Here is a 24,136-nt window from a genome sequence, read left to right as displayed (position 1 = left end):
CACATACGTACGGAATTACATGATGGAAAAGACCGCTGTATCAGCGGTCATCCATTTTAATATAATCCCGGTGGGGCGCCAGCGGCTTGTATGCCGGCCGGATAATCTTGTCTACGTTCTTAAGCTCTTCCAGTCTGTGCGCGCTCCATCCTACGATACGTGCGGCGGCGAATATCGGCGTGTAAAGTGACGGCGGCAGATCGAGCATGCTGTACACGAGTCCGCTGTAGAAGTCTACGTTGGCATTGACGCCTTTGTATATTCTGCGCTTTTCTCCGATAACATCCGGAGCCATATGTTCTACCATCTCATAGAGGGCATATTCTTCCTCAAAGCCTTTTTCCTTCGCCAGCTGCTTTACAAATTTCTTGAAGATGTCTGCTCTTGGGTCGGACACGGAATAGATCGCATGCCCCATACCATAGATCAATCCTTTCTGGTCAAATGCTTTCTTGTCCAGCAGATCGCACAGGTACTGTCTTACGGCATCCTCATCCTTCCAGTCGGTAAGTTTCTGCTTCATGTCCTCAAACATCTGCGTCACTTTTATGTTGGCTCCGCCGTGCTTTGGTCCTTTCAGGGAAGCCATCGCCGCTACGATCGTGGAATATGTATCCGTACCGGATGATGTGACAACATGGGTCGTGAATGTAGAATTGTTACCGCCGCCGTGGTCCATATGGAGCACAAGCGCCATATCCAGTATCTTGGCCTCCAGCTTCGTATACTTCCGGTCTTCTCTGAGCATCATAAGTATATTTTCAGCAGTGGACAGCTCCGGTGACGGAGCATAGATAAACAAGTCTTCTCCGAGACGGTAGTTGTATGCATGATAGCCGTACACCATCAGCATCGGGAACTGGCTGATCAGGTTCAGGCATTGGCGCAGAACGTTCGGTATGGTCGTGTCGTCTGCCTTTGCGTCATAGGAATACAGACTCAGAATAGACCTGGACAGACTGTTCATCATATCCCTGCTTGGAGCCTTCATGATCACATCTCTCACAAAATTCGGCGGAAGTGTCCTTCTCTCCACAAGTGTCTCGTGATATGCCGCCAGCTGCTTCTCTGTCGGAAGCTCTCCAAAAAGCAACAGATAGGAAATTTCTTCAAATCCATAATGTTTCGCTTCCAGGAACCCTTTGACTAATTCTTTGATATTGTACCCTCTGTAATACAGATTTCCTGCGCACGGAACTTCTTCTCCGTCGACGATTTTTTTTGCGCAGACATCGGATATGTTTGTCAGTCCGGCAAGTACACCTTTACCATTTACGTCGCGGAGACCCCGTTTTACCTCATATTTGGTATACAGTTCTTTTTCAATGGCATTATTGTCCTCACATAATTGTGCCAGCTGCTGGATCTCCGGCGTGATCTCAAATAATGCATGTTCCACATTTTTAGTCATAGTCATCATCCTTTCTGTCCTTATTCATATTGTCAATCCGCCAGCGGCGGACGAAATATCCGTTCATAACATCAGCGGTTCAGGGCGTATATATAATTGCTCAGTTCTGCAAATTCCTCAAGCGTCAGGGACTCGCCCCTGACACCCGGGCCTTTCCCGAGCCGTTCTATCGCTTCGATAAGCTCTTCTTTCGCAAGAGACAGCTTGTCAGAATTGTTCAGTCCGTTAGCAAGCGTTTTGCGCCTCTGATTAAAGGATGCTCTTATGATATCAAACATCAGCTTCTCGTCTTTTACCTCGACCGGGGGCTTCTCATGGCGTGTGAGCCGGATAACGGCAGAGCCCACCCTGGGCCTTGGCATAAAACAGTTGGGCGGCACATTTGCGACGATATACGGTTCTGCATAATACTGGACCGCCAGCGACAGCGCCCCATAGTCTTTATTGCCCGGTCCGGTCTGCATCCTGTCTGCGACTTCTTTCTGCACCATGACCGTGATACTTTCCACCGGGACATCATTTTCAAATAATCCCATAATAATGGGCGTTGTTATATAATATGGAAGATTGGCCACAACTTTGAGCGGCCTGCCGCCGTTTTCCTCCCGGGCCAGTTCTCTTACGTCCAGCTTCAGCACGTCCTCATTGATCACCGTAACATTGTCATAATCGTGCAGGGTGTCCGTAAGGATCGGGATAAGGTTCTTGTCGATCTCCACGGCCACAACCTTGCCGGCTGCCTCCGCAAGATACTGCGTCATCGTTCCGATTCCGGGGCCGATCTCTAATACCATATCCTCTTTCGTGATGTCTGCTGCCCGGATAATTTTATCCAGAACGTGAGTATCAATTAAGAAGTTCTGTCCGAACTTCTTTTGAAATGAGAAATCATATTTCTGCAGTATCTCTATGGTATTTTGCGGGTTTCCCAGCGTCGGTTTTCTCATATATCACTTAACTCCTGAATAATGTGCTGTTCCTTATTATACAACAAAATTGTCCGAAATTCCATACAATTCTGACGCATTGCTTTCCGTCTGCTTTACTACCGTGTCATAATCCACATTTTTTATGCGTGCGATCTCCTCTGCCACATAGCGGATATACAACGAATTATTCCGCTTTCCACGGTTGGGCTCCGGCGCAAGATACGGACAGTCTGTCTCCAGAACGATAGAAGTAAGCGGTGTATCCTCCACAACTTCCCTGAGCTTTTTCGCGTTCTTGAATGTGACGACTCCGCCGACACCGATGCTAAAGCCCATCTTTACATACTCCCGGGCCAGTTCCCTCGAATACGAAAAACAGTGTATGATCCCCTTAAGCCCCTGCGCATGCTCCTTCATAATTTCCAGCGTATCCGCCGCCGCGTCTCTGCTGTGGATGACTACAGGCAGATCATGCCGGCGCGCAAGCTCAAGCTGCCGGATAAACCAGAACTTCTGCAAGTCATGGGATTCGTTGTCCCAGTAGTAATCAAGGCCGATCTCGCCCACAGCTACTACCTTTCTGTCCGCAAGCAGCTTTTCCATCTCCTTAAAAAAATCCTCATTCAAATCACCGACATGGTCCGGATGAATGCCCACAGCGGCATACATAAACGGATATTTCCGAGCCAGATCAACGACCTCCCGGCAGGACCGCGGCGAAGCGCTGATATTCACAATAGTGCCCACGCCGCCCGCCTGCATGGATCCAAGCAGCTCCTCCCGGTCCTCGTCAAACTGATCGTCGTCATAATGCGCATGCGTATCAAAAATCATAATACCCTCCAATATAATCGGGGACGGTAATGAAGTTGGGGACGGGGGTTTTTTAAATTTCCCCCGTCCCGAACTGATTTTAACGTGTCCCTTTTTTTATTTTAATGTGTCCCTTACAAGAGTTCTGCCCTTAACTGCTCCGGCGTCTTCATGGATAATAATGCCGGCGGGATATCGAATACTGTTTTTGCACCGCTTTCTCCATTTTTTGAAAGACGGTAAGCCGCTCTTGCATAGCATACGAGCACGCTGGCTGTAAACTCCGGGTTTGAATCCAGCTTGAGAGAATACTCGATAATGTGCCGGCTTCCTTCTGTTCCGGTCTCTCCGCTGCGGATGACGAACCCGCCGTGAGGCATGCTGCTGTGATTTTGCTTTAATTCTGCCTCTGTGATAAAGGTAACGGTTGTATCATAATCGTCGAAATAATTCGGCATTGTCTTGATCGTTCGCTCGATCTCCTGAAGATCTGCGCCTTCCTCCGGCACGACATAGCAGTCACGCAGGTGTTTTTCTCTCGTTGTAAGTTCCAGAGCCTCTCCGCTTCTTACTCTTTCCACAGCTTTATCCACAGGTACGGTGTATTGAATTGCGTTCTTCACACCTTCTATGCGTCGGATCGCGTCGGAATGTCCCTGGCTTACGCCTTTTCCCCAAAAGGTGTATGTACTTCCCTGCACGAGAATAGACTCCGCGTATAACCGGTTAAGTGAAAACATTCCCGGATCCCAGCCGACAGAGATAATCCCCACATTTCCACCATCTTTTGCCGCCTTATCCACATTTTCAAAATATTCCGGAATTCTGGCATGCGTATCAAAACTGTCAATCGTGTTAAAGTTTTTCACAATTTCCGGTCCCATAACTGGCAGGTCTGTGGCAGAACCCCCGCAGAGGACGATAACATCGATCTCATCCTTCATGGAAGCCAGGTCATCCATATGCTTCACATCTGCCGATTCTGTCTCGATCTTGACGTCTGCCGGGTTTCTTCTCGTAAAGACAGCCTTAAGCTCCATGTCTTCATTGCGGGCCACCGCAAGTTCAACACCTTTTCCTATGTTGCCGTAGCCAACAATACCAATTCTGATTTTATCCATAATTCAATCTCCTCTCAGTTGGGGACGGAGGTTTTCTCGATTTCCTCCGTCCCTTTTTTAACCGGGGACGGGGGAAATTGAAAAATCCCCCGTCCCCAATTCATTTTAACGTGTCCCTCTAGCAGATTTCAGCGCCGGCGGGCATTTCTTTTTCCGGTGTCATGAGTGCCAGATTGCCTTCTGCGTCTTCTGCGCACAGCAGCATGCCTTCTGAAAGTACGCCGGCAAGCTTGGCCGGTTTCAGGTTGACGAGCACCATAACCTTCTTACCTACCATTTCTTCTGGCTTGTAGTATGCCTTTATGCCTGACACGATCTGTTTTATCTCGCTTCCCACTCTTACTTTGGAGCAGAGGAGCTTCTTTGACTTCGGCACTTCTTCGCATTCGAGTATCTCTCCTACCTGGAACTGCATCTTTCCGAAATCGTCGAATGTGATCTCCGGCTTAGCTTTGATGTCAATGACATTCTCCGGCACTTCTTCCTCCGCAGGGTGCAGTGCCTCTACTTTTTCAAGCACCTCTTCAAGGTCCAGTCTCGCGAAAAGAATTTCCGGCTTTTCGGTCACTTTACCGTCACCGAGCTGTCCGAGTATTTTTCCGGATGTCTCCGGCATAAACGGTTCCAGCAGCACTGCGCCTGCTTTGATGCTCTCCTGCAGGTTATACAGCACCGTCTCAAGTCTGTCTTTTTTCTCCTCGTCCTTGGCAAGAGCCCACGGCATTGTCTCATCTATATACTTGTTGCAGCGCTTAAACAGATTGAATATTTCTGTGATGGCATCGGCAACCCGCAGTTCATCCATCTTGCCCTCCACTGCCTTCGGCGCGCTCTCTGTCATAGCTTTCAGGTCAGCGTCTGCTTCGCCTGCCACCCCTTTGTCAGTGACCGTGCCGCCAAAGTATTTGTTTGTCATGGATATGGTACGGTTCACCAGATTGCCGAGTGTATTGGCAAGGTCTGAGTTCATGCGCTCTACCATCAGCTCCCAGGAGATAACTCCGTCATTTTCAAAAGGCATCTCGTGCAGGACAAAATAACGAACCGCGTCGACACCGAAGAAATCAACAAGTTCATCCGCATACAGCACATTTCCCTTTGATTTGCTCATTTTCCCGTCTCCCTGCAGCAGCCACGGATGTCCGAAGATCTGCTTTGGAAGAGGCAGATCCAGCGCCATCAGGAAGATCGGCCAGTATATCGTGTGAAAACGGATAATGTCCTTTCCGATAAGGTGCAGATCCGCCGGCCAGTCTTTTCTGAACTGCTCTGTGTTATCCCCGCCGCAGTCATAGCCGATTCCGGTAATGTAGTTCGTCAGCGCGTCCAGCCATACATACACGACATGTTCCGGGTCAAAGTCCACCGGGATCCCCCACTTAAATGAAGTCCTGGACACACACAGGTCCTGAAGGCCCGGCAGAAGGAAATTGTTCATCATTTCGTTTTTACGGGATACCGGCTGGATAAACTCAGGATGCGAGTTGATATGATCGATCAGACGGTCTGCATATTTACTCATTTTAAAGAAATATGCCTCCTCTTTCGCCGGCTGCACTTCCCGTCCGCAGTCAGGGCATTTCCCGTCCACAAGCTGTGATTCTGTAAAAAAGGATTCACACGGCGTGCAGTACATCCCCTCATAATGGCCTTTGTAAATGTCCCCCTGATCGTACAGCTTTTTAAATATCTTCTGCACCTGTTTTTCATGGTATCCATCCGTCGTACGGATGAATTTATCATAAGAAGTGTTCATCAAATCCCAGATACGCCTGATCTCTCCGGCAACACCGTCCACAAATTCCTTCGGCGTAACCCCTGCCTCTTCTGCCTTAAGCTCTATTTTCTGGCCGTGCTCATCCGTACCGGTCTGGAAAAATACATCGTACCCCCGGCTTCTCTTATACCTGGCGATCGCATCTGCAAGTACGATCTCATAAGTGTTCCCGATATGGGGCTTTCCTGATGTATAGGCAATGGCTGTCGTAATATAATACTTTTGTTTTTCCATAACTTTACTTGTCCTCCTGTCGTTGAAATAAAAAAATCTTCCCTAATCCGAAAATCAGAGAAGACGAGTTATCCCGTGTTACCACTTCTATTCATCCCTGCCTCACGGCAGAGACCTCAGCAAGTGCCTGCTGGCACTCTTTCCGCAGTAAAGGGCGGACCCATTGCAGCCTTGCACAAAATGCGGGCCGTCCGTTACACGTCCTCATACATTTTCATGTTCGGTGCACCACTCAGAAGCCATCTTCCGTCAGTCTTCATCCATCCCTCTCAGCATCCCCGCGTGCAGCCCCGGTCTTATCCGGCTGCGTTCACGGTTCAGGACTTCTCTGTATAATGTCAAAAGACGTACTCTCTTCGTCATTGCGTTTTACATATAGCTCATGATCTTATTTCAACTTTTTCATTAATATGGTAAAAATCGTAACATACGGATATTCAATTGTCAAGCCGGGAACACCGCAAAACAGCCGCTGTTCTTATGATCAGCGTCTGATAATTCAGTGCTTAGAATATTCATACCCGGGCCTTACGGCGCATACTTATAGATAAAACATCCAAGGAGCCTTCATGCGTAAAAAAATATCGCTTCTCCTGACCGTCACGCTCCTCTTTGCCCTTGCCGCTCTGGCGTCATGCTCCAGAGGGAGCAAAAGTGCAGATGCAGAATTTGAGGCATACACAGATAACCTGTTCTGTCAGGAAGTTTCCTCCAACACGATCTCTCTTCACTATACACTGGAAAATCCTTCCGATTACGGAATTGACAAGGCGCCGGTCTCCTTCGGCAGCTGCTCGACGGATACCGCCGCCATCAGCGCATCGGCGGAAAATGCCCTCGCATCACTTCACGCCCATAACCGCGCCCAGCTCTCAGATAAAAACAAACTGACCTACGATATACTGGACAATTACCTGAGCACCTCACTTGACGAAGCCGGGTATGTACTGTATGACGAACCGCTGGCTCCGCTTACAGGCACGCAGGCACAGCTTCCGGTACTTCTGTCCGAATACCAGTTTAACAGCACCGGTGATATAGATACTTATCTGACACTTATGACAAAACTGCCGGAATACTTCGAGTCTATCATTGCTTTCGAGCAGGCCAAATCTGAAAAGGGCCTTTTTATGGCCTCCTATTCCGCCGACGACATTATTGATGAATGCAATGCGTTCATCAAAATGGGCGATGACAACTACCTGTACTCTTCCTTCACAGAGCGTCTTGACGCGATGAAGCTTGACAAAGCAGATTATGACGATTATGTGAAACGCAACAGGGAAAATATGAAGGAATACATTTATCCTTCTTATAAAAAGCTGGCCGATTCTCTTAAGGCACTGCGCACGACAGGAAAAAATAACAACGGTCTGTGTTATCTTCCGGACGGACGGGATTACTATGAACTTGTCGTCAAACGGGAAACCGGCTCCAGCCGCACCGTCAACGAACTGAAGGAACTTACCCAGTCACAGATACTGGAAGACCTTACCGCGATGCAGCAAATACTTACCTCCTCTTCCAAGGAGACATTTTCAAATGCAGCACCTTCACTTGAGGACACGGATCCCACATCCATCCTGTCAAATCTGAAATCCAAGCTTAAGGGCAGCTTTCCCGACCCGCCCGACGTCTCCACGGAGATCAAATACGTGCAGAAATCAATGGAAGAATACTTAAGTCCCGCCTTCTTCATGGTGCCGGCCATCGACAGCACTACGAACAACGTTATCTATATCAATCAGGGACATATGCCGGATGACCTTTCGCTGTTTACAACACTGGCACATGAAGGATATCCCGGCCATCTTTACCAGACCGTATATTTTCAGAACCTGAAACCAGATCCGATCCGCAATCTGCTGAACTTCGGCGGCTACACGGAGGGCTGGGCCACATACACGGAAATGCTCAGTTATTATTATGCCCTCCTCCCCAAAGAACAGGCAGCACTCCTGCAGCGCAATACTTCCGTTATATTGGGACTCTATGCACTTGCAGATATGGGAATACACTACGACGGCTGGAAACTGGCAGATACTGTCTCCTTTTTCCGTCAGTACGGTATCGAAGATGCCAATACCGTAGAAAGCATATACGACCTGATCATTTCTGACCCGGCAAACTATCTGAAATACTACATCGGCTACGTAGAATTTATGGAGCTGAAAAAGGAAGCTATCGACAAATGGGGCGATTCTTTTACCCAGGAAAACTTCCACAAGAAAGTGCTTACCGCTGGCCCGGCTCCTTTCGATATACTCCGTACATATATGTTCCAGTAATATATCCCATGATCATTTTGCAAACGTTCCGGGCCAGAGTAAGACCGCCGCAAGTTCAACACTTGCGGCGGCTTTTTATTGTCAGGGGACACCATAAAATGAATCAGGGACAGGGGAAAAAGAGTTGGGGACGGGGGAAATTTAAATTTCCCCCGTCCCCAACTCCCTCCTACCCCATCATTCCTGCCAGTACGACGCTGGCCACGAGGCCGGCGAAGGTGGCGAACATGGCGCCGGACAGTGTATATCTCGTCTTTGTCACTTTTGCCGTCATATAGTAGACGCTCATCGTATAGAATATCGTCTCTGTACATGACATGCTGATAGAGGCTATGAGTCCGATATAGGAATCTGTTCCGTATTCCTTGAATGCATCGAGCAGCAGGCCGGTGGCCGCGGAAGATGAGAACATCTTTACCACGGTGAGAGGGACGAGCTCCCCGGGGAAACCTATGTATTCAGTAGCCTTTCCGATGATCCCGGACATGAAGCCGAGGAACCCGGACGCCCGCAGGATCCCAACCGCCACCATGAGACCGATCAGTGTCGGCATGATCTTGATCACTGTAAAAAACCCACTTTTGGCTCCCTTAACGAATGTATCATAGACATTTACCTTCATCAGCACTCCATAACTCACAATGCCGAAGATCACAAGGGGGACAATGAAGTCCGATATATACATGAATAACCGCATAGACCAATTCCTTACATGAAATGCTTATTTATAATATATGCCGCTTCCTGCGTCTTTATGGTTAATTTACTCCATTGAAAGGCAAATAAAAAGAGAATATACTAGAAGGATCGAGAGACTAACGACAGGACGGTGATAGAATGAACAGTAAAAATGATTTCGGACAGGGAAGCGTAGCGGGAAATATTATGAGGCTTGCCATTCCCATGACACTGGCCCAGCTCATCAATGTACTGTACAATGTGGTAGACCGCGTCTATATCGGCCATATTCCCCACACCTCAACAGAAGCCCTCACCGGGATCGGGCTTACACTGCCGGTCATCACGATCATTACAGCGTTTGCCAACCTGTTCGGCATGGGAGGGGCCCCGCTGTTTTCCATGGCGCGCGGCCGCGGTGACAGAGAGCGGGCCAGAAAAATCATGGCAAATTCGCTCTCCATGCTGCTCCTCTCCGGAATACTTCTCATGGCCCTCTGCTATATATTTAAGCGCCCCCTATTGTACCTTTTCGGCGCCAGCGATGTCACCTTCCCCTACGCGAACTCTTATCTGACCGTTTATCTGTGCGGCACCCTCTTCGTCATGACAAGCCTTGGGATGAACAACTTCATCAACGCGCAGGGCTTCGGGGTCACCGGCATGCTGACCGTTTCCATCGGCGCTGTGCTGAACCTGCTTCTCGACCCTCTGTTCATCTTTGTCCTCCATATGGGCGTACAGGGAGCGGCCGCAGCCACCGTAATCTCCCAGTTCGTCTCTGCAGTCTGGGTCTTTTGCTTTCTCACAGGCCAAAAGGCCGTCATACGCATTACAGGAAAATATATGAGACCGGAGGCGGCACTTGTAAAAGAAATCACAGGCCTTGGACTGTCCGGCTTTATCATGGCTGTCACAAACGGCTCTGTGCAGATCATGTGCAACGCAGCCTTACAGCGCTACGGAGGTGACCTGTACGTGGGGATCATGACCGTGATCAATTCCGTGCGGGAGATCGTCACCATGCCCGTAAACGGACTGTCAAGCGGCGCCCAGCCGGTCATGAGCTACAATTACGGCGCAGAAAAATATGACAGGGTGCGCTCAGCCATCCGCTTTTCCACCATATGTTCCATCCTGTTTTCCACCACCGCATGGGCTCTGAGCTTCTTTTTTCCACACTTTTTCATCCATCTGTTCAGCAGTGAATCTGAGCTGATAAGGGAAGGCGTCCCTGCAATGCGCATCTACTTCTTCGGCATCTTCATGATGGCGCTGCAGTTCGCGGGTCAGTCTGTCTTCGTGGCGCTCGGCAGATCAAAGCAGGCTGTCTTCTTTTCCCTGTTCAGAAAAGCCGTCATCGTCATCCCCCTCACACTTCTGCTTCCCGCTCTCGGCGGACTGGGCACCGACGGCGTGTTCCTGGCGGAACCAGTCTCCAACTTTATCGGGGGAACCGCCTGCTTCGTAACAATGATGCTGACCGTCTGGCCGGCGCTTCGCAAGTCCCAGACATAATTTGATTCCGTCAATAAATGTGAAAGGAGTAAGAACATGTATTGTACAATCACGAGAAAAAACACAACAAGGCAGCCACGGCATCAGCTACAATCTCACAAATCAAAACGGTGTTCAGCTCGGATGGGAATCTATCCTGGGATTCAGTACGGCGGGAAACCAGTTTCATTTCGCCGCTCCCATATCCGCCATTCCGAATCGGCGGGGTCCTGACCTTCCTCCCTCTACGGGAACACAGATTGTTACCCGCGGGGTCAGCGGCTGCAGTGTGTTCATCGTCTCATACGGCAGTCACCATGTCATGGCACATCTTGATCTTCCCAATATCAACCACCAGAACAAACCGGTAATGAAGGATACGCTGGCCTCCATCACCGGTCAGGTCCCTCTTCCTGCGCAAAACACACCGGGAAATTATGTGCATCCTGATATATTTATCAGTATACATAATAAAGCAGACTCCACACGTGAGCCTGCTCTCTTTGCCAGAAGTGGACCGCACCTGCACAAGGCACGATGGCGAGCCGGACATGTTTAACCATCCGGAGATCGGACTATATTTAGACCCCGCAACCGGACTCCAAATCTTCGGAGACATACGGGGAATCGATACCATAGGCACCAATGTATCTGTCCACGACTATCCGTTCCTCGTAAATCTGACTGCCCCTCAGACAGATTTCACTGCCCTCCAGATACTCGGACAACAGGCTTCTGACCAGGCGCAGCAGGCAAATGCTCCGGCCCGGGTCACCCGTTTTCTCACCTGATCATCCCATCTGGAGAAGCTTTTCCTTCAGCTCACTTTCCAGACGCATCATCTCCTGCTCCGCCTCCCGGCGTTTCAGGCGGCCGTTCTGCTGTATCTGCATCACCTCATCCAGTGTGGATATAAGTGATTCATTCGTTATCTTAAGCGTCTCCATATCTACGATGCCGCGCTCAGATTCTTTCGCCGTCTCCACGGTAGCCATCTTAAGCTTCTGCGCGTTCTTCCGGAGCAGTTCGTTCGTCATATCGGTCACTTCCCGCTGGGCGGCAGCCGCCTGGGCAGAATGTTCCACGCCGAGCGCAAGCACCATCTGGCTCTTCCAGAGCGGAACCGTGTTCACGATAGTAGACTGGATCTTTTCCACCATGAGCGTATCGTTGCCCTGTACGAGACGTATCTGCGGCGCTGTCTGTATAGAGATGGTCCTCGTCAGTTCCAGGTCATGTATCTTCTTCTCAAACCGATTGCACATGGAATCCAGGTCCTTTGCCGCCTGGGCATCTTCCGGCAGCCCGCTTCTCTGCGCCTTATCCATCAGTTCCGGAAGTCTGCTCTCCCTGACTTCCCGAAGCTTCTTTTTCCCGGCCAGAATATACATGGACAGCTCTTTAAAGTAAGTAAGATTCACCTCATACATCTTATCCAGGATCGCAACATCCTTCAAAAGCTGTACCTGATGATTTTCCAGCACCTTGCATATCTGGTTTACATTATCCTCCGCCCTGGCATACTTGGCCTTCATCGCCGTTATCTTGTTGGAAGTCTTCTTGAAAATATTTCCGAAAAACCCTTTATCTTCTTCCTCGTCAAAGCTTTTCAGCTCTTTCACAACACCGGACAGCAGCTCTCCTACTTCCCCCAGATCCTTCGTCTTTACATTCTCAAGGGCATTCTCTGAAAAATCTGCCATCTTCTTCTGCGTGCCGACGCCGTACTGGAGGATCACGGACGAATTGGTCAGATCGATCTGTTCCGCAAAAGCATCCACCGCTTTTTGCTCTTCCTCCGTCAAAATACTTTCGTCAAATACCTGGGCTTCCTCCTGCCGGACCGGGACAGCTGTCTGCCGTTCCTCCTGAAATGGCTCCAGCGTCAAAACCGGGGTCGTCTGAAACTGTTCAAATTCTTTTTCCATTGCGCTCTTCCTCCGTCCGGCCGTGCCGGTCTTAGTCTTCTATTCTCTCTTAAAAATCGTCCTTCGTCAGCCCCTCCTGCGCCAGCATCGTCTTCAGCACAGATATATCAGATGACACATCCCACGCCGTATCCTGAAACAGGCTGTCCAGCAGCTTTTCAAACGCAGCGTTCAGTGTGTCCAGCGTCTTTTCGATCTCCTGTTTGGAAGACAGAATATTCTCTCCCTGCACCGGCTGGGCATCCAGCTCCTCATACGCCTCCAGAAGCTTCACCGTTGTCGGAAGGTAATATTCCATCAGTCTGCGGATCTCAGGCACACAGCCCGGATTTTGCTCCACCCGGTCAAATATCCGGTCCACCAGCGTCTCCATCCGGGATATTTTATAAGAAATCTCCGCCCCCGGGATCGCATCATTACACTCGTGGATCTTCTTTATATACTCATCGCCGGTGCGGACGATCTCCCTTATCTGCGGGTCCATATGTTCAGCCGTCTCTTCCTTTTGTGCCTTCCGCTCCTGCTCCTGACGCTTCAGTTCCTCCGTGTGCTCCATGAGTTCCTCATACTGGCTGTATGCACGGTGCGTCACCATGAGGCATGTCCGCTGTCTGTCGAGATGTCCCTGCCGGAACCAGCCCTTCCGGATCATTTTTTCCAGATCTCTGGCCACGTACTTCGGCGGCTTCTTAACCTGTTCTGCCAGCGCTTTTATGTCCCCGTATTCTCTGCCCTCCATCCCCTTTATATAAGCATTGAAACGCTTTACTTTACCGAGGATATGGTGTCCGGCCGCCGCCAGCACCGCACTTCCCGCCAGCACGATCACACCCGCCCCGAAAAGCAGCTGAAATACCATATTAAAACTGCCGCCAGCCAGCTCTCTGAGCAGCGAAAGCGGAAGCCCGACCAGAAGGACGCCGCCGAGCACATAACCCACTGCTGCCATAATGACTGCGCCGGCCTTTGCTCCGCCTGTCCTTACATAGAGCGCAGGCACCTGCTCCGTGTGAACGTCATACGTGTCGCTTTCCGGGCGGCTGTACTGTCCCGGATACGGACGGTCCCGGCGCATTCTGCCGTACCGGGTCTGCCCTCTGCGGCGCGCCATATCCTGCATGCTTCTGTCCACGGCATCCCCCGCGCTTCGCACACCCTTTCCGATACCGTCCACCGCCTGGTATATCGTATCGTTGATCGTCTGATTTAATTTATCAAAATTTCTGGAATCCACCGCATCCTGAACCGTCCTGCGGATATCATCCCCGAATCTTTCCCAATCCCAGTTTGTCATCCTGTCCTCCTGGATCTCTCACATACCATAAACAGCCGTATTACCGGGCTGTCCCCTCACTGCACATATCATCTAAAGTATAATGGAAACAGGGCAAAATTGCAATGCTCACAGACCATCGTTCTGCTATCCGTTGCCGCCAAGGGCGGCACCTTTCTTCAGCTCACGTCTCTTCTCAGACGCATCCACACATATCGTACATGCCGCGTCGCCTGTGATGTTGACGGTAGTCCTGGCCATATCCAGGATACGGTCTACGCCCGCAACGAGCGCAATGCCCTCAAGCGGAAGCCCTACGCTCTGCAGTACCATTGCAAGCATGATGACGCCGGAACCCGGAACGCCCGCCGTTCCGATCGATGCCAGCGTAGCAGTCAGGATAATGGTGATCTGCTGGGAGAGCGTGAGATTCATGCCAAAGATCTGAGAGATAAAGATGACACTTACTCCCTGGTAAATAGCGGTTCCGTCCATATTGATCGTGGCACCGAGCGGAAGTACGAAGCTTGATATCTCTTTTCTTGCCCCCAGCTTCTGTGTGCACTCCATGTTAAACGGCAGCGTCCCCACACTGCTTGCGCTGGAAAACGCAAAGATCATGGCCTCGCCCATCCCCTTAAAGAACGTGAGCGGATTCATCCGCGCCATGGCCTTCACAAGGCTGGAATAGACGAGCACCATATGGACAAGACATACGAGATAGACAACGCCGATCAATTTCATCAGTGGCAGCAGGATAGCCATGCCGTTCGTGGCAATTACCGGAGTGATCAGCCCGAATACGCCGATAGGCGAAAGTTTGATGATAACGCCCATCACTTTGATGCATACCTCGGAGAAACTCTCCACAACTGCTCCGGCCATCTTCCCCTTTTCCCCGGCCAGTATAATGCCGAAGCCGAAAAACAGCGCGATCACGATAATCTGCAGCATCGTGGCCTCCGCCAGAGGCTGAATGGCATTGGATGGGAAAATGTTCACGATCGTGTCGATAAAAGACGGCGTCTCCGACACGCCTTCAAACGCCTCCAGCGATTCCGAGGAAAGCGTATATCCGCTCCCAACATTGAGCACATTGGCGATCACAAGTCCGAGCGTTACCGCAAATGCGGTCGTGCACATATAGAACAGGACAGTCTTGCCTCCGATGGATCCCACCTTCCTGATGTCCTGAAGGGATATAACACCCTGCATGATCGAAAACAGCACGACAGGAACTACTACCATCTTAACAAGATTCAAAAATATCGTACCGAGCGGTTTAATATACGTCTCGGCAATATCACTGTTTTTCTGAAGCAGCAGGCCTGCTGCGATCCCCAGTATAAGCGCGGCCAGTATCCATACGGTCAGCGAGACCTTTTTCTTTTCTTTCTGTGTATTCAAAACGTTTCCTCCCTCTTATTCCATGAATTGGTCTATTGTAAACAAGTTATATTTTCTGGATATCCTTATATCCTCCCTGGTGAGCAGCAGTGAAGCGATCAGCTCATCATCTTCCTTTAGTATTGCCGCCGACAGCATGACCTTAATCGCCACCGGCATCATTGTTTTGTAGGACAGCCCTGTCAGCATGCCTGTCCTCCTGCTCGTACGGTTCAGACTGTTGATACAGCATATCCACGCCTGCTCCGTAGGATTGTTCTGATTCTGCAGGTTATAATTCTCCACAAATTCATACCGCCTGCTGTACCCGGTATAAAAAGTCTTGCAGTTCCCGCAGCTCTCCTCATCCTGCACGTCATAAAAGAGCTGTATCCCGATCTGCTCCGAGCCCGGGATCTGGTATCTCTCCATGACACTTTTCAGTATATGCCTGCTCCGTCCGTCATAGGAGTACATATACTGCCTGTCCAGAAATTCCCCCGGCTCCAGCCTGCTGTGCAGCTCCTCATCCTGAACGGCCAGCAGATACGCGGGCGATATCTGGAATACATCCGCGATCTCCTCAAGCGTTGCAACATCGAGAGATATGAGCCCTTTCTCATACTTGGACATGGTGGACTTGCTTTTATGTATCTTCTTCGCCAGCTCCTCCAGCGTCAGTTTGTAAGCAAGCCGGTACTTCTTGATGTTCTTCCCCACATTCTCATCAATAGCCATAATGCCTCCGTTTCCTATAAATCACCTTTTTCATGAAAAATCCCCGGCAGAATAATTCCTTTCCTTTTTTCACGGCAATTTATGTTTTAAGTTTATCATAAATAGATAAACACACGAAATGTTTCCTGTCAAGACACTTCGGGTAATTTGTTTTGTTTATTATTTAACGATAGAATGATATCAATACAGAATAAAAAGCAAAGGGTGCGCAGAATGAAAAAGACAGAAAGAAAGAATATATTGATAATCGGATTTGCCATATTCGCCATGTTTTTTGGCGCAGGAAACCTTATATTTCCGCCCTACCTCGGTCTGATGAACGGAAAAAGCTGGTTTCTGAGTTTCCTCTGTTTTATTCTCATGGATATCGGACTCAGCCTGCTGACTCTTCTTGTCGTGACCAGGATCGGCAGGGGAACCGAGGGAATAACGGAAAAACTTGGCAGACTCCCTTCTATATTAATATTGTCGCTGAACGCCATATGTCTCGGCCCTCTTATCGCAATACCGAGGACTGCCGCCACTGCGTATGAATTTTCCGTCGCCCCCTTCTTTCCGTCATTTGACACGAAGATATTTTCCCTTGTTTTCTTCCTCGTGGTCGTGCTGTTCTGCCTGAGGCAGTCGAAGGTCATCGACATCATCGGTACATTTTTTGCGCCGCTCATACTTGCCGCCCTTCTCTTCCTCATCATAAAAGGCATCGTATCCCCGCTGGGCGCCATCGAACTTGAGTCTGCGGCCCATGCCGCAGTCAGGGACGGAATCAACGCCGGCTATCAGACGATGGATGTCATGGCTGCCATGATATTCTCAGCCTCCATACTGCTCACCATAAAGCAGAAAGGATATAAAGACACGAGATCACAGTTTAAGATCATATCCGCCTCCGGCCTTCTCGCCACGCTCATCTTATTTGTAGTGTACGGCGGCCTGGCTTATCTCGGCGCGACAGTGTGCGCACAGTTTCCGGCAGATATTGACCGGGTGGCGCTGCTCATCGCGATCGTAAAGGCACTGCTCGGAGAGAAAGGTATGGTCCTGCTCGGCGCACTCGTATGCGCGGCCTGCCTGACGCCCGCCATCGGGCTGCTGTCCTCCTCGGCTTCCTTTTTCGAGAAGCAGACAAAAGGGCGGATCAGCTACCGGGCATTTGTGTTCGGATTTGCAGGCATCAGTTATGTAATCTCTAATTTTGGTATAACCAGAATACTGGCACTGGCTTCCCCGATCCTGAATATTTTATATCCAGTGCTGGTTCTTCTGGTCTTCATGGGACTGGCGGAAAAATGGCTTCCGAACACTGCAGTCTACCGCCTGGCGGCATTTGGGACCATTGTCGTGAGCACACTGTCCACCGTCAGTGCATATTTACCTGTACCGGTAAATATTGCCGCCCTTCCGCTATATGAATACGGTTTCCAGTGGGTGCTGCCCGCTGCCGCCTTCGGACTTACAGGCTATATCCTCACAAAGGAAAAGCCGGCCCGGGGCCGGCGTATATTCGGAAATATCGTCGTCAGAACTTAATTTCTCAAATATTCCTTTGTAACTCTCACCACCTGGCCGCTCAGCAGTATGAGGGCGGTCAGGTTCGGCACCGCCATAAATCCATTAAACGTATCCGCAATTTCCCACACAAGTCCCGGCGCTATCACACAGCCCGGAAGCAGCATCACAATGTAGATCACCTTATACACGATGGCAGACCTTTCCCCGAACAAATAAGCAAATGTGCGTTCTCCGAAATAGGCCCAGCCGACAATAGTGGCAAAAGCAAAAAATATCATCGACAGCGCCAGAAACTTGTCGCCGCCGGGTATGACCGTCGCAAACGCCCTTCCGCACAGCGTCGTCCCGTCCACATTTTCCACGCCCCGCGCGATATTGGCAAGAAAGCCCTGCTGGTCGTAGACACCGGAGGTAAGGATAACGAGAGCCGTCACAGTGCAGAATACGATCGTGTCGATAAACACTTCCACGATCGCCCACATTCCCTGCACCGGCGCAGAGTCGATATCTGATGCCGCGTGGGCCATGACAGAAGAGCCAAGCCCCGCTTCATTTGAGAATACGCCTCTGGAGATCCCTGTCTTCATAGCCTGGCGCATCCCGTAGCCGAGCACGCCTCCCCCGACGCTCTGTATGTTAAACGCCTCGGTAAATATGAGCTGAAATGCCTTCGGTATCTCCGACGCGTTCGCCGCCAGCACGATCACGCCTCCTGCAATATAGAAAAGTGAGATCACCGGAACGAGACGCTCCGTCACAGTCGCAATGCGCCGCACGCCGCCGAACAGCACCATACCTACCAGCACCATGGCGGCGAACCCGGTGACAAAGGTAGGAACATAAAAGGCTTCCTTAAGCCCCCCTGCCATTGCGTTGGCCTGAGTCATATTGCCCATGCCGAGCGAAGCGAAAATGCAGAACACCGCAAACAGGACGGCCAGCCATTTGCATCCAAGTCCCCGCTCCATATAGACCATGGCGCCGCCGACCCATTTGCCGCTTTTGTTTTTGTAACGGTAAAGGATGCCGAGGACATTTTCCGCATACATGGTCATCATCCCCACCACGGCGGACACCCACATCCAGAATATGGCGCCCGGACCGCCGGCGATAAGCGCCGTCGCCACTCCTGTTATGTTTCCGGTACCGAGAGTCGCCGCCAGCGCCGTACAAAATGCCTGGAACTGCGACATGGACTGCGCGTCATCGGTGCGCCTTACATTCCTGTTGCGAAAGAGCTGGCCGAGCGTCATCCCGAGCCATACACGCCACTTCCGGAACTGGAAAAAACCGGTGCGCACGGTAAAAAGGAGCCCGACCGAAAGAAAGATGATGAGCATGCCGCGGCCCCAGATAAAGTCAAGAAGAACATCGTTGACTTGTTTTATGTACTCCATCATTGTCATAAATAACTCACTTTCTGTCCATCAGCTTTGCATATATGATACCTGCCAGCGTACTTACGCCCGTTGCCACAATGGCCGCTCCCACTATAGCCGCCGGATTGACACTTCCGTACTGGCTCCGGTACGCGATAATATTGACCGGTATGAGCTGCAGAGACGAGATATTGATAATCAGAAACGTACACATCTCATTGCTTGCCGTGCGTCCCTTAGACACACCTCCAAGCAGTCTTTTTTTGTCCTGGTATTCTGGATTGCCCCTCTCCCGTTCAAGCTCCGCCAGACTGTCCATGGCCTTTAATCCCGCGGGAGTGGCGGCCCACCCAAGCCCCAGGATATTTGCGATCATATTTGTCGTGATATGTTCCACTGCCGGATGGTCGATCGGAAGCCGCGGAAAGAGAAAGCGGATAATGGGACGCATTCTTTTCGATACGCTCTTTATGATCCCTGCCTTTGTGGCAATCTCCATCAATCCTACCCAGAAAGACATTACGCCCATCATCGTGATACAGAGCGTGATCGCCTCCTTGGACGAGTCTATGGCGGCATTGGTCACATCCGGCATTCTGCCGGTGCACGCGGCAAATATAATGCCCAGCAGTATCATTCCTGCCCAAAGATAATTCAGCATATAATCATTCCATCTACGTAATATCTTTATATCCTATGCCGGGCCGCAGTATTATATGTTTGAGAGCACACACGAGTCGCTGAAGCAGACAGTATGCCGGCTGCGTGCATATCTGCAAAGCAAAAAAAAGCGGAAAGTTCTGTAGTCGAACTTTCCACTCTAATATTTCCCTTTCATTGTTTATGCTTATTTAACGCCCTGTCCTTTGTTCACCACCTATATCCCTCTATCGAAAAGACTCTCCCTGAATGTAAGTTGTGCAGATGACTTCATCTGCCGCTTTCTTGCCTTCGATCAGCTGAACTATTTTCTCAGCCGCAACTAAGCCCCACCGGTGCTTTGAATATGAGATCGTAGCTAATCTAGGGGTAATATACGCGCCGATATCAGTATTATCAAACCCTATTATACGAACATCTTTCCCTATTATCTTACCGCGCTCCGTAAAATACCGATAAATACCGATTGCCATTTCGTCATTAAACGAAAAAATGTAGATTGGAAATTGCGGCTTCCTTTCCATGATCTGATACGCCGCATGATAACCCGACTCTTGAGTAAAATCACCAACTATTACCTCAAAATCAATATGGTAACGGTTTAACTCGGTAACACTCGCCTCTAATCGTTGAATACTGTCAAAACCCTTTTTAGGCCCGGAAACCAAATATACTTTATCCGTCCTTGCCGCTACTAATTGTTCTATCGCCAAAGTAGCGCCAGCTTTATTGTCTAACAGCACTCTACATATATTTTTATTTTCTATCTCCCGGTCAAGTACCACGATCGGATGTCCCCGATCAGCAAAATTGATGATTTCCTCATTTTTAAAAGTCCAGTCTAAAATAATGCCGCCGTCCACCATCCGCTCCGGCAAAAATAAATGTGATTTCTGACCGCTGCAAACGATTATCTCATAGTCAAACGCATTTAATCCCTGTTTAATACCCTCCATTAATTCGCTATAGAAACTGCCGCCATAATCTGATATATACACAGCAATTATGTTAGTTTGCTGCCTCTTTAAGGTGCGCGCCGCCATATTGGGAACGTAATTTAGCTCTGCCGCGATCTGCTCGATTCGTTGTCTCGTTTCTTCCGTTACCTTATTACTTCCATTTAAGGCATAAGAAACCGTAGAAATCGAAACACCTGCCGTTTTCGCAATATCTTTGATTCCTACCATTTCACTCCACTCCTAACAATAAATTTCTATAATATCACTTGAATCCAAACATTGTTCAAGCACTTCCCGATTCAAAATCATTCCCCCGGAGCGGTACGCATATACCTGCTCTAAAAAGGGAACTTCTTTTCCTGCAATTACAATTTTACGTTTCTGACGATCAGAATGAATGACAATCTTGACCTTTTGGCTGAAAATGCGATAATGAATCGTTAATCCAGACAAAGCATCCGGCAGTATTGGGTCAAAGATTACAGAATCTACATTTACACGTATTCCCAACAGGTTTGAGATGAGCTGATTTAAGTATATACCCGGACCACTAGAGTATATCCGCCATCCGCCTTTCACACCGATCGTTCCATCTTTTAGTTGTTCAAACTTTTGATCCGCTTCATATCTGGTCTTAAAGTTTCCATCTGAACTGCTGAAATAGGCATTTGCCTGACGCAGCATCGCACCTGGAACTCTATGGCGGATCTGAATCGGATTGATATTTTCCATCGTTCGCCAGGCAGCTTCTCCAATTCCCATTTTGGCCATCGCCTCCGCATAACGAATATCCGCATGGATATAATTTAACCCAACTTCCCGGCCAAAGTTTGCCGCCTGCTCTGCCCGCTTAAAATATGTACAGACGCCGCCATGGTACTCTGCCGGTCTGCTCATCAGACGCACCCCATCCGGATATTCAAGATGATCCTTGATGATCTTATAGTGATGCCGGGCTTCTTCTTCTGTCAGAAGTTCGGCTATGATGCTTCGTGTCATTGGTAAAAGCCGGTATTTAATGCCCGACTTCCGGTCTTGAGGATGAATCATGAGTTGCAGCTTATCCTCACTCTCACGGTAGACGAATCCGGGAAGCGTACCGGTGGCAAGCATATATCTCCGGAAATCTCCTTTAATTTTTGACGCTAAACCAATCAGATACCCGCCGTAGCTGTTACCAGACTCCTTTAACACCTGCCCTAATTTGATAACCGTCTGATATGTCAATGCCACTGTCCAGCTGCTGGCCATATTCTTTTTCATGTTTGGGTCATACGGCTGCAAGGTGTCATCCCAGTCACCATCTCCATAACATGATAAACAGGTTCCCGGCAGGAAGTTATCTTCAATATAACTAATTTGCTTTTTCATATGCTCAAACAGGCTTTCGCTTAGTTCTGTTTTATGATAGGTATCTCTATCTGTGTAAGCGATCTGTTCATATAAAATCTGGTCATCACCAGTCTTTTCTAAGTAATCTGCCGCCATCTTTAACGGCCAGACAATGATATCACCGTGGCTTTCATCCGCCCTCTCTTCTTCATAATGGTCAAACATAAACCATTGCGGCCAATTTCCATCATCAAAAAATTGATTTCCATACACCACCTTGATAATGGATCTCACAATATCCGGACGATTTACTGCCATAAAAAACTCGGCCGGCCCCTGCGATACATCTCTGGTTCCCCATGCCGCGCCACCATATTGTTCTAATCCGTGGGGCGAAAGATAATGGACCAGCATATTCTGTGTATACCACCTGGTTAAAATGTTTATATGCCCGACCGGCTGAACAGGATGTTCTAACTCCAGACCATTTAAAAGATCATCAATATGTTTTACATATGCTGAATCCTCTTTAAAGTGAGATGTGGAATATTCTTTAAATGCTTCTCCGGTTATACTTCCCTGAATCCTTACCGTAACTTTTGGCTGCTTCTCAATCAACAAAACCATAAGCTCCGGTACTTCTGTATCAACACCAAACATATTCTCACTCTTTAGTTGGTAAGGCACATCTGGTTTAAAGTAATAAGTTAGATCCGGATATTTTTTTGCAATACTACTCTTGCCTGCCGCGGTTATCTTTATATAGTCCTGTTCCTCGGTCATCTCGTATTCAGGACTTTCATCTTCTGCATTCATAATGATATGATTGGTAATTGCAAAATCATACAAACGTCCTGATTGACTGGAGATTTCGGTTCTGATTTCTCTTGCATCACTCAGGCAGTACGTTGTTATAGTAAGCATATCATCGACCAGTTTATAATACCATGTCGCCGAATTTAACGCAATCTCAAATGCAGACGGCATCGTTAGAAGCTGCCATTCATCCTGTGCTTTCAGATATATTCGTTGCCCGCTGAGTTTCTGAACATTCAGAGCATTACGACTATTACTAAGCAGTTTATTCATTGAAGTATTGCCTAACGCAATCTGGGAATTAAAAATACCACTCATATATAGGGTGCTGCTCATCAATGGCCGATCCACGATCAAGTCCGTTCCACTCAGAATGATCTGTCCATGCGAGCGTTCCATGCGGTATTCCTTCTCCTTTAACACAACATGATGATAATGATCCGTGAAAAAAGATAATATTGTATCATTATCTCGTTCTACTTGAACTCGTTTAGAAAATAATTGCTCCAGTTCCGTATCATTTAATGACAGACCGGTTAAAACCTCACCAATTTGCTTATTAATATGTCTTCCTTGACCAGGTTTGGCAAAACATATTTGTTCAAAAAGCGATAAGACTTCGCTCCGCTTTCCAATTGGCGCTTCGACCGCCTTCGGGTGATCATCGCACACCATTCCATAGAAAACTATTGTTTCCATTTGATTTTCATGTAATTCCAACAAATCCGTCTGTAATGCTGAATAAGCAAATTCATACTGATAGACTTCATTATCCAGCTTGCTTTGACACAAAGCCCGCGGTTTATCGCATTTCTTATAATCATTGCCAAAAAACTGATAGCCGTCCGTTGAAAATCCCGTTGTCCGGTTAAGGCATCCATGCTCAACCACCGGGTTACAGCCGCTCTGTTGTTGATTCTGTCGGGAAGAAATCACGTAACCGTGGGAATCAGTTGTTATATGATGGTCAATATACTGTGACACGTAAGCTTCATTCGCTTTAATCATCGCTTTTGCAGCAATCCCCAAGTCCTGTCCAAACAACAGATCGGCCCTTTGACCACTGCCACTTAAATTGACTCTCCAGAACCACGTATTGGCGGAACCGATCACAAAATCCACTTGATATATTACACCGGCATAACTTCCGCTCCAGCTAAGCTGATTCTGATCATACCAAAATTCACTTTTTGAATTAGAACCAGTCAAAGGAACGGCAAAGATCTGTCCTTTTTCTAGTATTCGCAAGTATATCTGATTCACACTACCGTCCAAGTTATTCCCATTTAGCTGATTGATCATTATCTCATTCTTACAAAGTTGGTAAAGGTCACCATTCTTCAAGAATACCGCAGATAGACCATCTTTTTTTAAAATAATCTTATTCTGTTCCATAAATACCATC

At 48.8% G+C, this 24,136-nt stretch carries 17 protein-coding genes and 1 pseudogene; 4 read left to right on the top strand and 14 right to left on the bottom strand.

What is annotated here, in order from left to right; translation table 11 throughout:
• Window positions 1–40: 40 nt before the first annotated feature.
• The 5 genes and pseudogenes from LAJLEIBI_RS02255 to metG form a co-directional block, all read right to left on the bottom strand.
• A complete protein-coding gene (locus tag LAJLEIBI_RS02255; RefSeq protein WP_040435877.1) occupies window positions 41–1,411 on the bottom strand; it encodes a citrate/2-methylcitrate synthase in 1,371 nt (456 codons plus the stop codon).
• A 71-nt stretch (window positions 1,412–1,482) separates the two neighbouring features.
• The gene (gene rsmA / locus LAJLEIBI_RS02250; RefSeq protein ID WP_006444663.1) at window positions 1,483–2,358 is read right to left on the bottom strand and encodes a 16S rRNA (adenine(1518)-N(6)/adenine(1519)-N(6))-dimethyltransferase RsmA; all 876 of its coding nucleotides are present in this window, start codon (window positions 2,356–2,358) and stop codon (window positions 1,483–1,485) included.
• A 36-nt stretch (window positions 2,359–2,394) separates the two neighbouring features.
• Window positions 2,395–3,174: a TatD family hydrolase gene (locus tag LAJLEIBI_RS02245; RefSeq protein ID WP_006444664.1), complete on the bottom strand. Its 780-nt coding sequence runs from the start codon at window positions 3,172–3,174 to the stop codon at window positions 2,395–2,397.
• A gap of 113 nt (window positions 3,175–3,287) precedes the next feature.
• Window positions 3,288–4,274: a diaminopimelate dehydrogenase gene (locus tag LAJLEIBI_RS02240; RefSeq protein ID WP_006444665.1), complete on the bottom strand. Its 987-nt coding sequence runs from the start codon at window positions 4,272–4,274 to the stop codon at window positions 3,288–3,290.
• Window positions 4,275–4,392: 118 nt separating this feature from the next.
• Window positions 4,393–6,300 (bottom strand): annotated as a pseudogene (metG, locus tag LAJLEIBI_RS02235) (methionine--tRNA ligase); the annotation flags it as partial.
• 554 nt (window positions 6,301–6,854) lie between these two features.
• Here metG and LAJLEIBI_RS02230 point away from each other — a divergent pair.
• Window positions 6,855–8,573: a DUF885 domain-containing protein gene (locus LAJLEIBI_RS02230; protein ID WP_006444667.1), complete on the top strand. Its 1,719-nt coding sequence runs from the start codon at window positions 6,855–6,857 to the stop codon at window positions 8,571–8,573.
• Window positions 8,574–8,742: 169 nt separating this feature from the next.
• Here the strand turns inward: LAJLEIBI_RS02230 and LAJLEIBI_RS02225 are convergent, their stop codons facing one another.
• Window positions 8,743–9,270 carry a spore maturation protein gene (locus LAJLEIBI_RS02225; RefSeq protein ID WP_006444668.1) on the bottom strand — a complete coding sequence of 176 codons (528 nt, stop codon included), beginning with the start codon at window positions 9,268–9,270 and terminating at the stop codon, window positions 8,743–8,745.
• Between the two features lie 140 nt (window positions 9,271–9,410).
• Here LAJLEIBI_RS02225 and LAJLEIBI_RS02220 point away from each other — a divergent pair, with 140 nt between their 5' ends.
• The gene (locus LAJLEIBI_RS02220) at window positions 9,411–10,769 is read left to right on the top strand and encodes an MATE family efflux transporter (RefSeq protein ID WP_006444669.1); all 1,359 of its coding nucleotides are present in this window, start codon (window positions 9,411–9,413) and stop codon (window positions 10,767–10,769) included.
• A gap of 482 nt (window positions 10,770–11,251) precedes the next feature.
• Entirely contained in the window at window positions 11,252–11,539 is a 288-nt protein-coding gene (locus tag LAJLEIBI_RS02215) for a hypothetical protein (RefSeq protein ID WP_147570535.1), read from the top strand.
• Here LAJLEIBI_RS02215 and LAJLEIBI_RS02210 read toward each other — a convergent pair whose 3' ends face one another.
• The 4 genes from LAJLEIBI_RS02210 to LAJLEIBI_RS02195 all read right to left on the bottom strand — a co-directional run bounded on the left by LAJLEIBI_RS02210 (window position 11,540) and on the right by LAJLEIBI_RS02195 (window position 16,073).
• Window positions 11,540–12,676, bottom strand: coding sequence for a toxic anion resistance protein (locus LAJLEIBI_RS02210; RefSeq protein WP_006444672.1), 1,137 nt, complete (start codon window positions 12,674–12,676; stop codon window positions 11,540–11,542).
• Between the two features lie 49 nt (window positions 12,677–12,725).
• On the bottom strand, window positions 12,726–13,970 hold the full coding sequence (locus LAJLEIBI_RS02205) for a 5-bromo-4-chloroindolyl phosphate hydrolysis family protein (RefSeq protein WP_006444673.1): 1,245 nt from the start codon (window positions 13,968–13,970) through the stop codon (window positions 12,726–12,728).
• Between the two features lie 126 nt (window positions 13,971–14,096).
• Window positions 14,097–15,356 carry a dicarboxylate/amino acid:cation symporter gene (locus LAJLEIBI_RS02200; RefSeq protein WP_006444674.1) on the bottom strand — a complete coding sequence of 420 codons (1,260 nt, stop codon included), beginning with the start codon at window positions 15,354–15,356 and terminating at the stop codon, window positions 14,097–14,099.
• Window positions 15,357–15,371: 15 nt separating this feature from the next.
• Window positions 15,372–16,073, bottom strand: coding sequence for a helix-turn-helix domain-containing protein (locus tag LAJLEIBI_RS02195; RefSeq protein ID WP_006444675.1), 702 nt, complete (start codon window positions 16,071–16,073; stop codon window positions 15,372–15,374).
• Window positions 16,074–16,286: 213 nt separating this feature from the next.
• Here LAJLEIBI_RS02195 and brnQ point away from each other — a divergent pair, with 213 nt between their 5' ends.
• A complete protein-coding gene (gene brnQ / locus LAJLEIBI_RS02190) occupies window positions 16,287–17,603 on the top strand; it encodes a branched-chain amino acid transport system II carrier protein (RefSeq protein ID WP_050765559.1) in 1,317 nt (438 codons plus the stop codon).
• On the opposite strand, the gene LAJLEIBI_RS02185 is transcribed toward brnQ, so the two are convergent.
• From LAJLEIBI_RS02185 to LAJLEIBI_RS02170, 4 genes are all read right to left on the bottom strand, one after another.
• Window positions 17,600–18,985, bottom strand: a complete 1,386-nt coding sequence (locus LAJLEIBI_RS02185) for an alanine/glycine:cation symporter family protein (RefSeq protein ID WP_040435927.1) — start codon at window positions 18,983–18,985, stop codon at window positions 17,600–17,602. The genes brnQ and LAJLEIBI_RS02185 overlap by 4 nt on opposite strands.
• Window positions 18,986–18,998: 13 nt before the next feature.
• On the bottom strand, window positions 18,999–19,625 hold the full coding sequence (locus tag LAJLEIBI_RS02180) for a nucleoside recognition domain-containing protein (RefSeq protein ID WP_006444678.1): 627 nt from the start codon (window positions 19,623–19,625) through the stop codon (window positions 18,999–19,001).
• 226 nt (window positions 19,626–19,851) lie between these two features.
• Window positions 19,852–20,811, bottom strand: coding sequence for a LacI family DNA-binding transcriptional regulator (locus tag LAJLEIBI_RS02175; RefSeq protein WP_006444679.1), 960 nt, complete (start codon window positions 20,809–20,811; stop codon window positions 19,852–19,854).
• 12 nt (window positions 20,812–20,823) lie between these two features.
• Window positions 20,824–24,126 (bottom strand): GH36-type glycosyl hydrolase domain-containing protein, encoded by a 3,303-nt coding sequence (locus LAJLEIBI_RS02170; protein ID WP_040435879.1) that lies wholly within the window; start codon window positions 24,124–24,126, stop codon window positions 20,824–20,826.
• Window positions 24,127–24,136: the final 10 nt, after the last annotated feature.

Source organism: [Clostridium] hylemonae DSM 15053, from assembly GCF_008281175.1.
GTDB classification, from domain to species: domain Bacteria; phylum Bacillota; class Clostridia; order Lachnospirales; family Lachnospiraceae; genus Extibacter; species Extibacter hylemonae.
The sequence above is the reverse complement of the archived record's forward strand: the minus strand, read 5'-3'. Positions and strand labels throughout refer to the sequence as shown.

Bases quoted from the DNA above. Each gene is read 5' to 3' on its own strand.
- LAJLEIBI_RS02255 (WP_040435877.1), bottom strand. From the start codon at position 1,411: ATGACTAAAAATGTGGAACATGCATTATTTGAGATCACGCCGGAGATC.
- rsmA (WP_006444663.1), bottom strand. From the start codon at position 2,358: ATGAGAAAACCGACGCTGGGAAACCCGCAAAATACCATAGAGATACTG.
- LAJLEIBI_RS02245 (WP_006444664.1), bottom strand. From the start codon at position 3,174: ATGATTTTTGATACGCATGCGCATTATGACGACGATCAGTTTGACGAG.
- LAJLEIBI_RS02240 (WP_006444665.1), bottom strand. From the start codon at position 4,274: ATGGATAAAATCAGAATTGGTATTGTTGGCTACGGCAACATAGGAAAA.
- LAJLEIBI_RS02230 (WP_006444667.1), top strand. From the start codon at position 6,855: ATGCGTAAAAAAATATCGCTTCTCCTGACCGTCACGCTCCTCTTTGCC.
- LAJLEIBI_RS02225 (WP_006444668.1), bottom strand. From the start codon at position 9,270: ATGCGGTTATTCATGTATATATCGGACTTCATTGTCCCCCTTGTGATC.
- LAJLEIBI_RS02220 (WP_006444669.1), top strand. From the start codon at position 9,411: ATGAACAGTAAAAATGATTTCGGACAGGGAAGCGTAGCGGGAAATATT.
- LAJLEIBI_RS02210 (WP_006444672.1), bottom strand. From the start codon at position 12,676: ATGGAAAAAGAATTTGAACAGTTTCAGACGACCCCGGTTTTGACGCTG.
- LAJLEIBI_RS02205 (WP_006444673.1), bottom strand. From the start codon at position 13,970: ATGACAAACTGGGATTGGGAAAGATTCGGGGATGATATCCGCAGGACG.
- LAJLEIBI_RS02195 (WP_006444675.1), bottom strand. From the start codon at position 16,073: ATGGCTATTGATGAGAATGTGGGGAAGAACATCAAGAAGTACCGGCTT.
- brnQ (WP_050765559.1), top strand. From the start codon at position 16,287: ATGAAAAAGACAGAAAGAAAGAATATATTGATAATCGGATTTGCCATA.
- LAJLEIBI_RS02185 (WP_040435927.1), bottom strand. From the start codon at position 18,985: ATGATGGAGTACATAAAACAAGTCAACGATGTTCTTCTTGACTTTATC.
- LAJLEIBI_RS02180 (WP_006444678.1), bottom strand. From the start codon at position 19,625: ATGCTGAATTATCTTTGGGCAGGAATGATACTGCTGGGCATTATATTT.
- LAJLEIBI_RS02175 (WP_006444679.1), bottom strand. From the start codon at position 20,811: ATGGTAGGAATCAAAGATATTGCGAAAACGGCAGGTGTTTCGATTTCT.
- LAJLEIBI_RS02170 (WP_040435879.1), bottom strand. From the start codon at position 24,126: ATGGAACAGAATAAGATTATTTTAAAAAAAGATGGTCTATCTGCGGTA.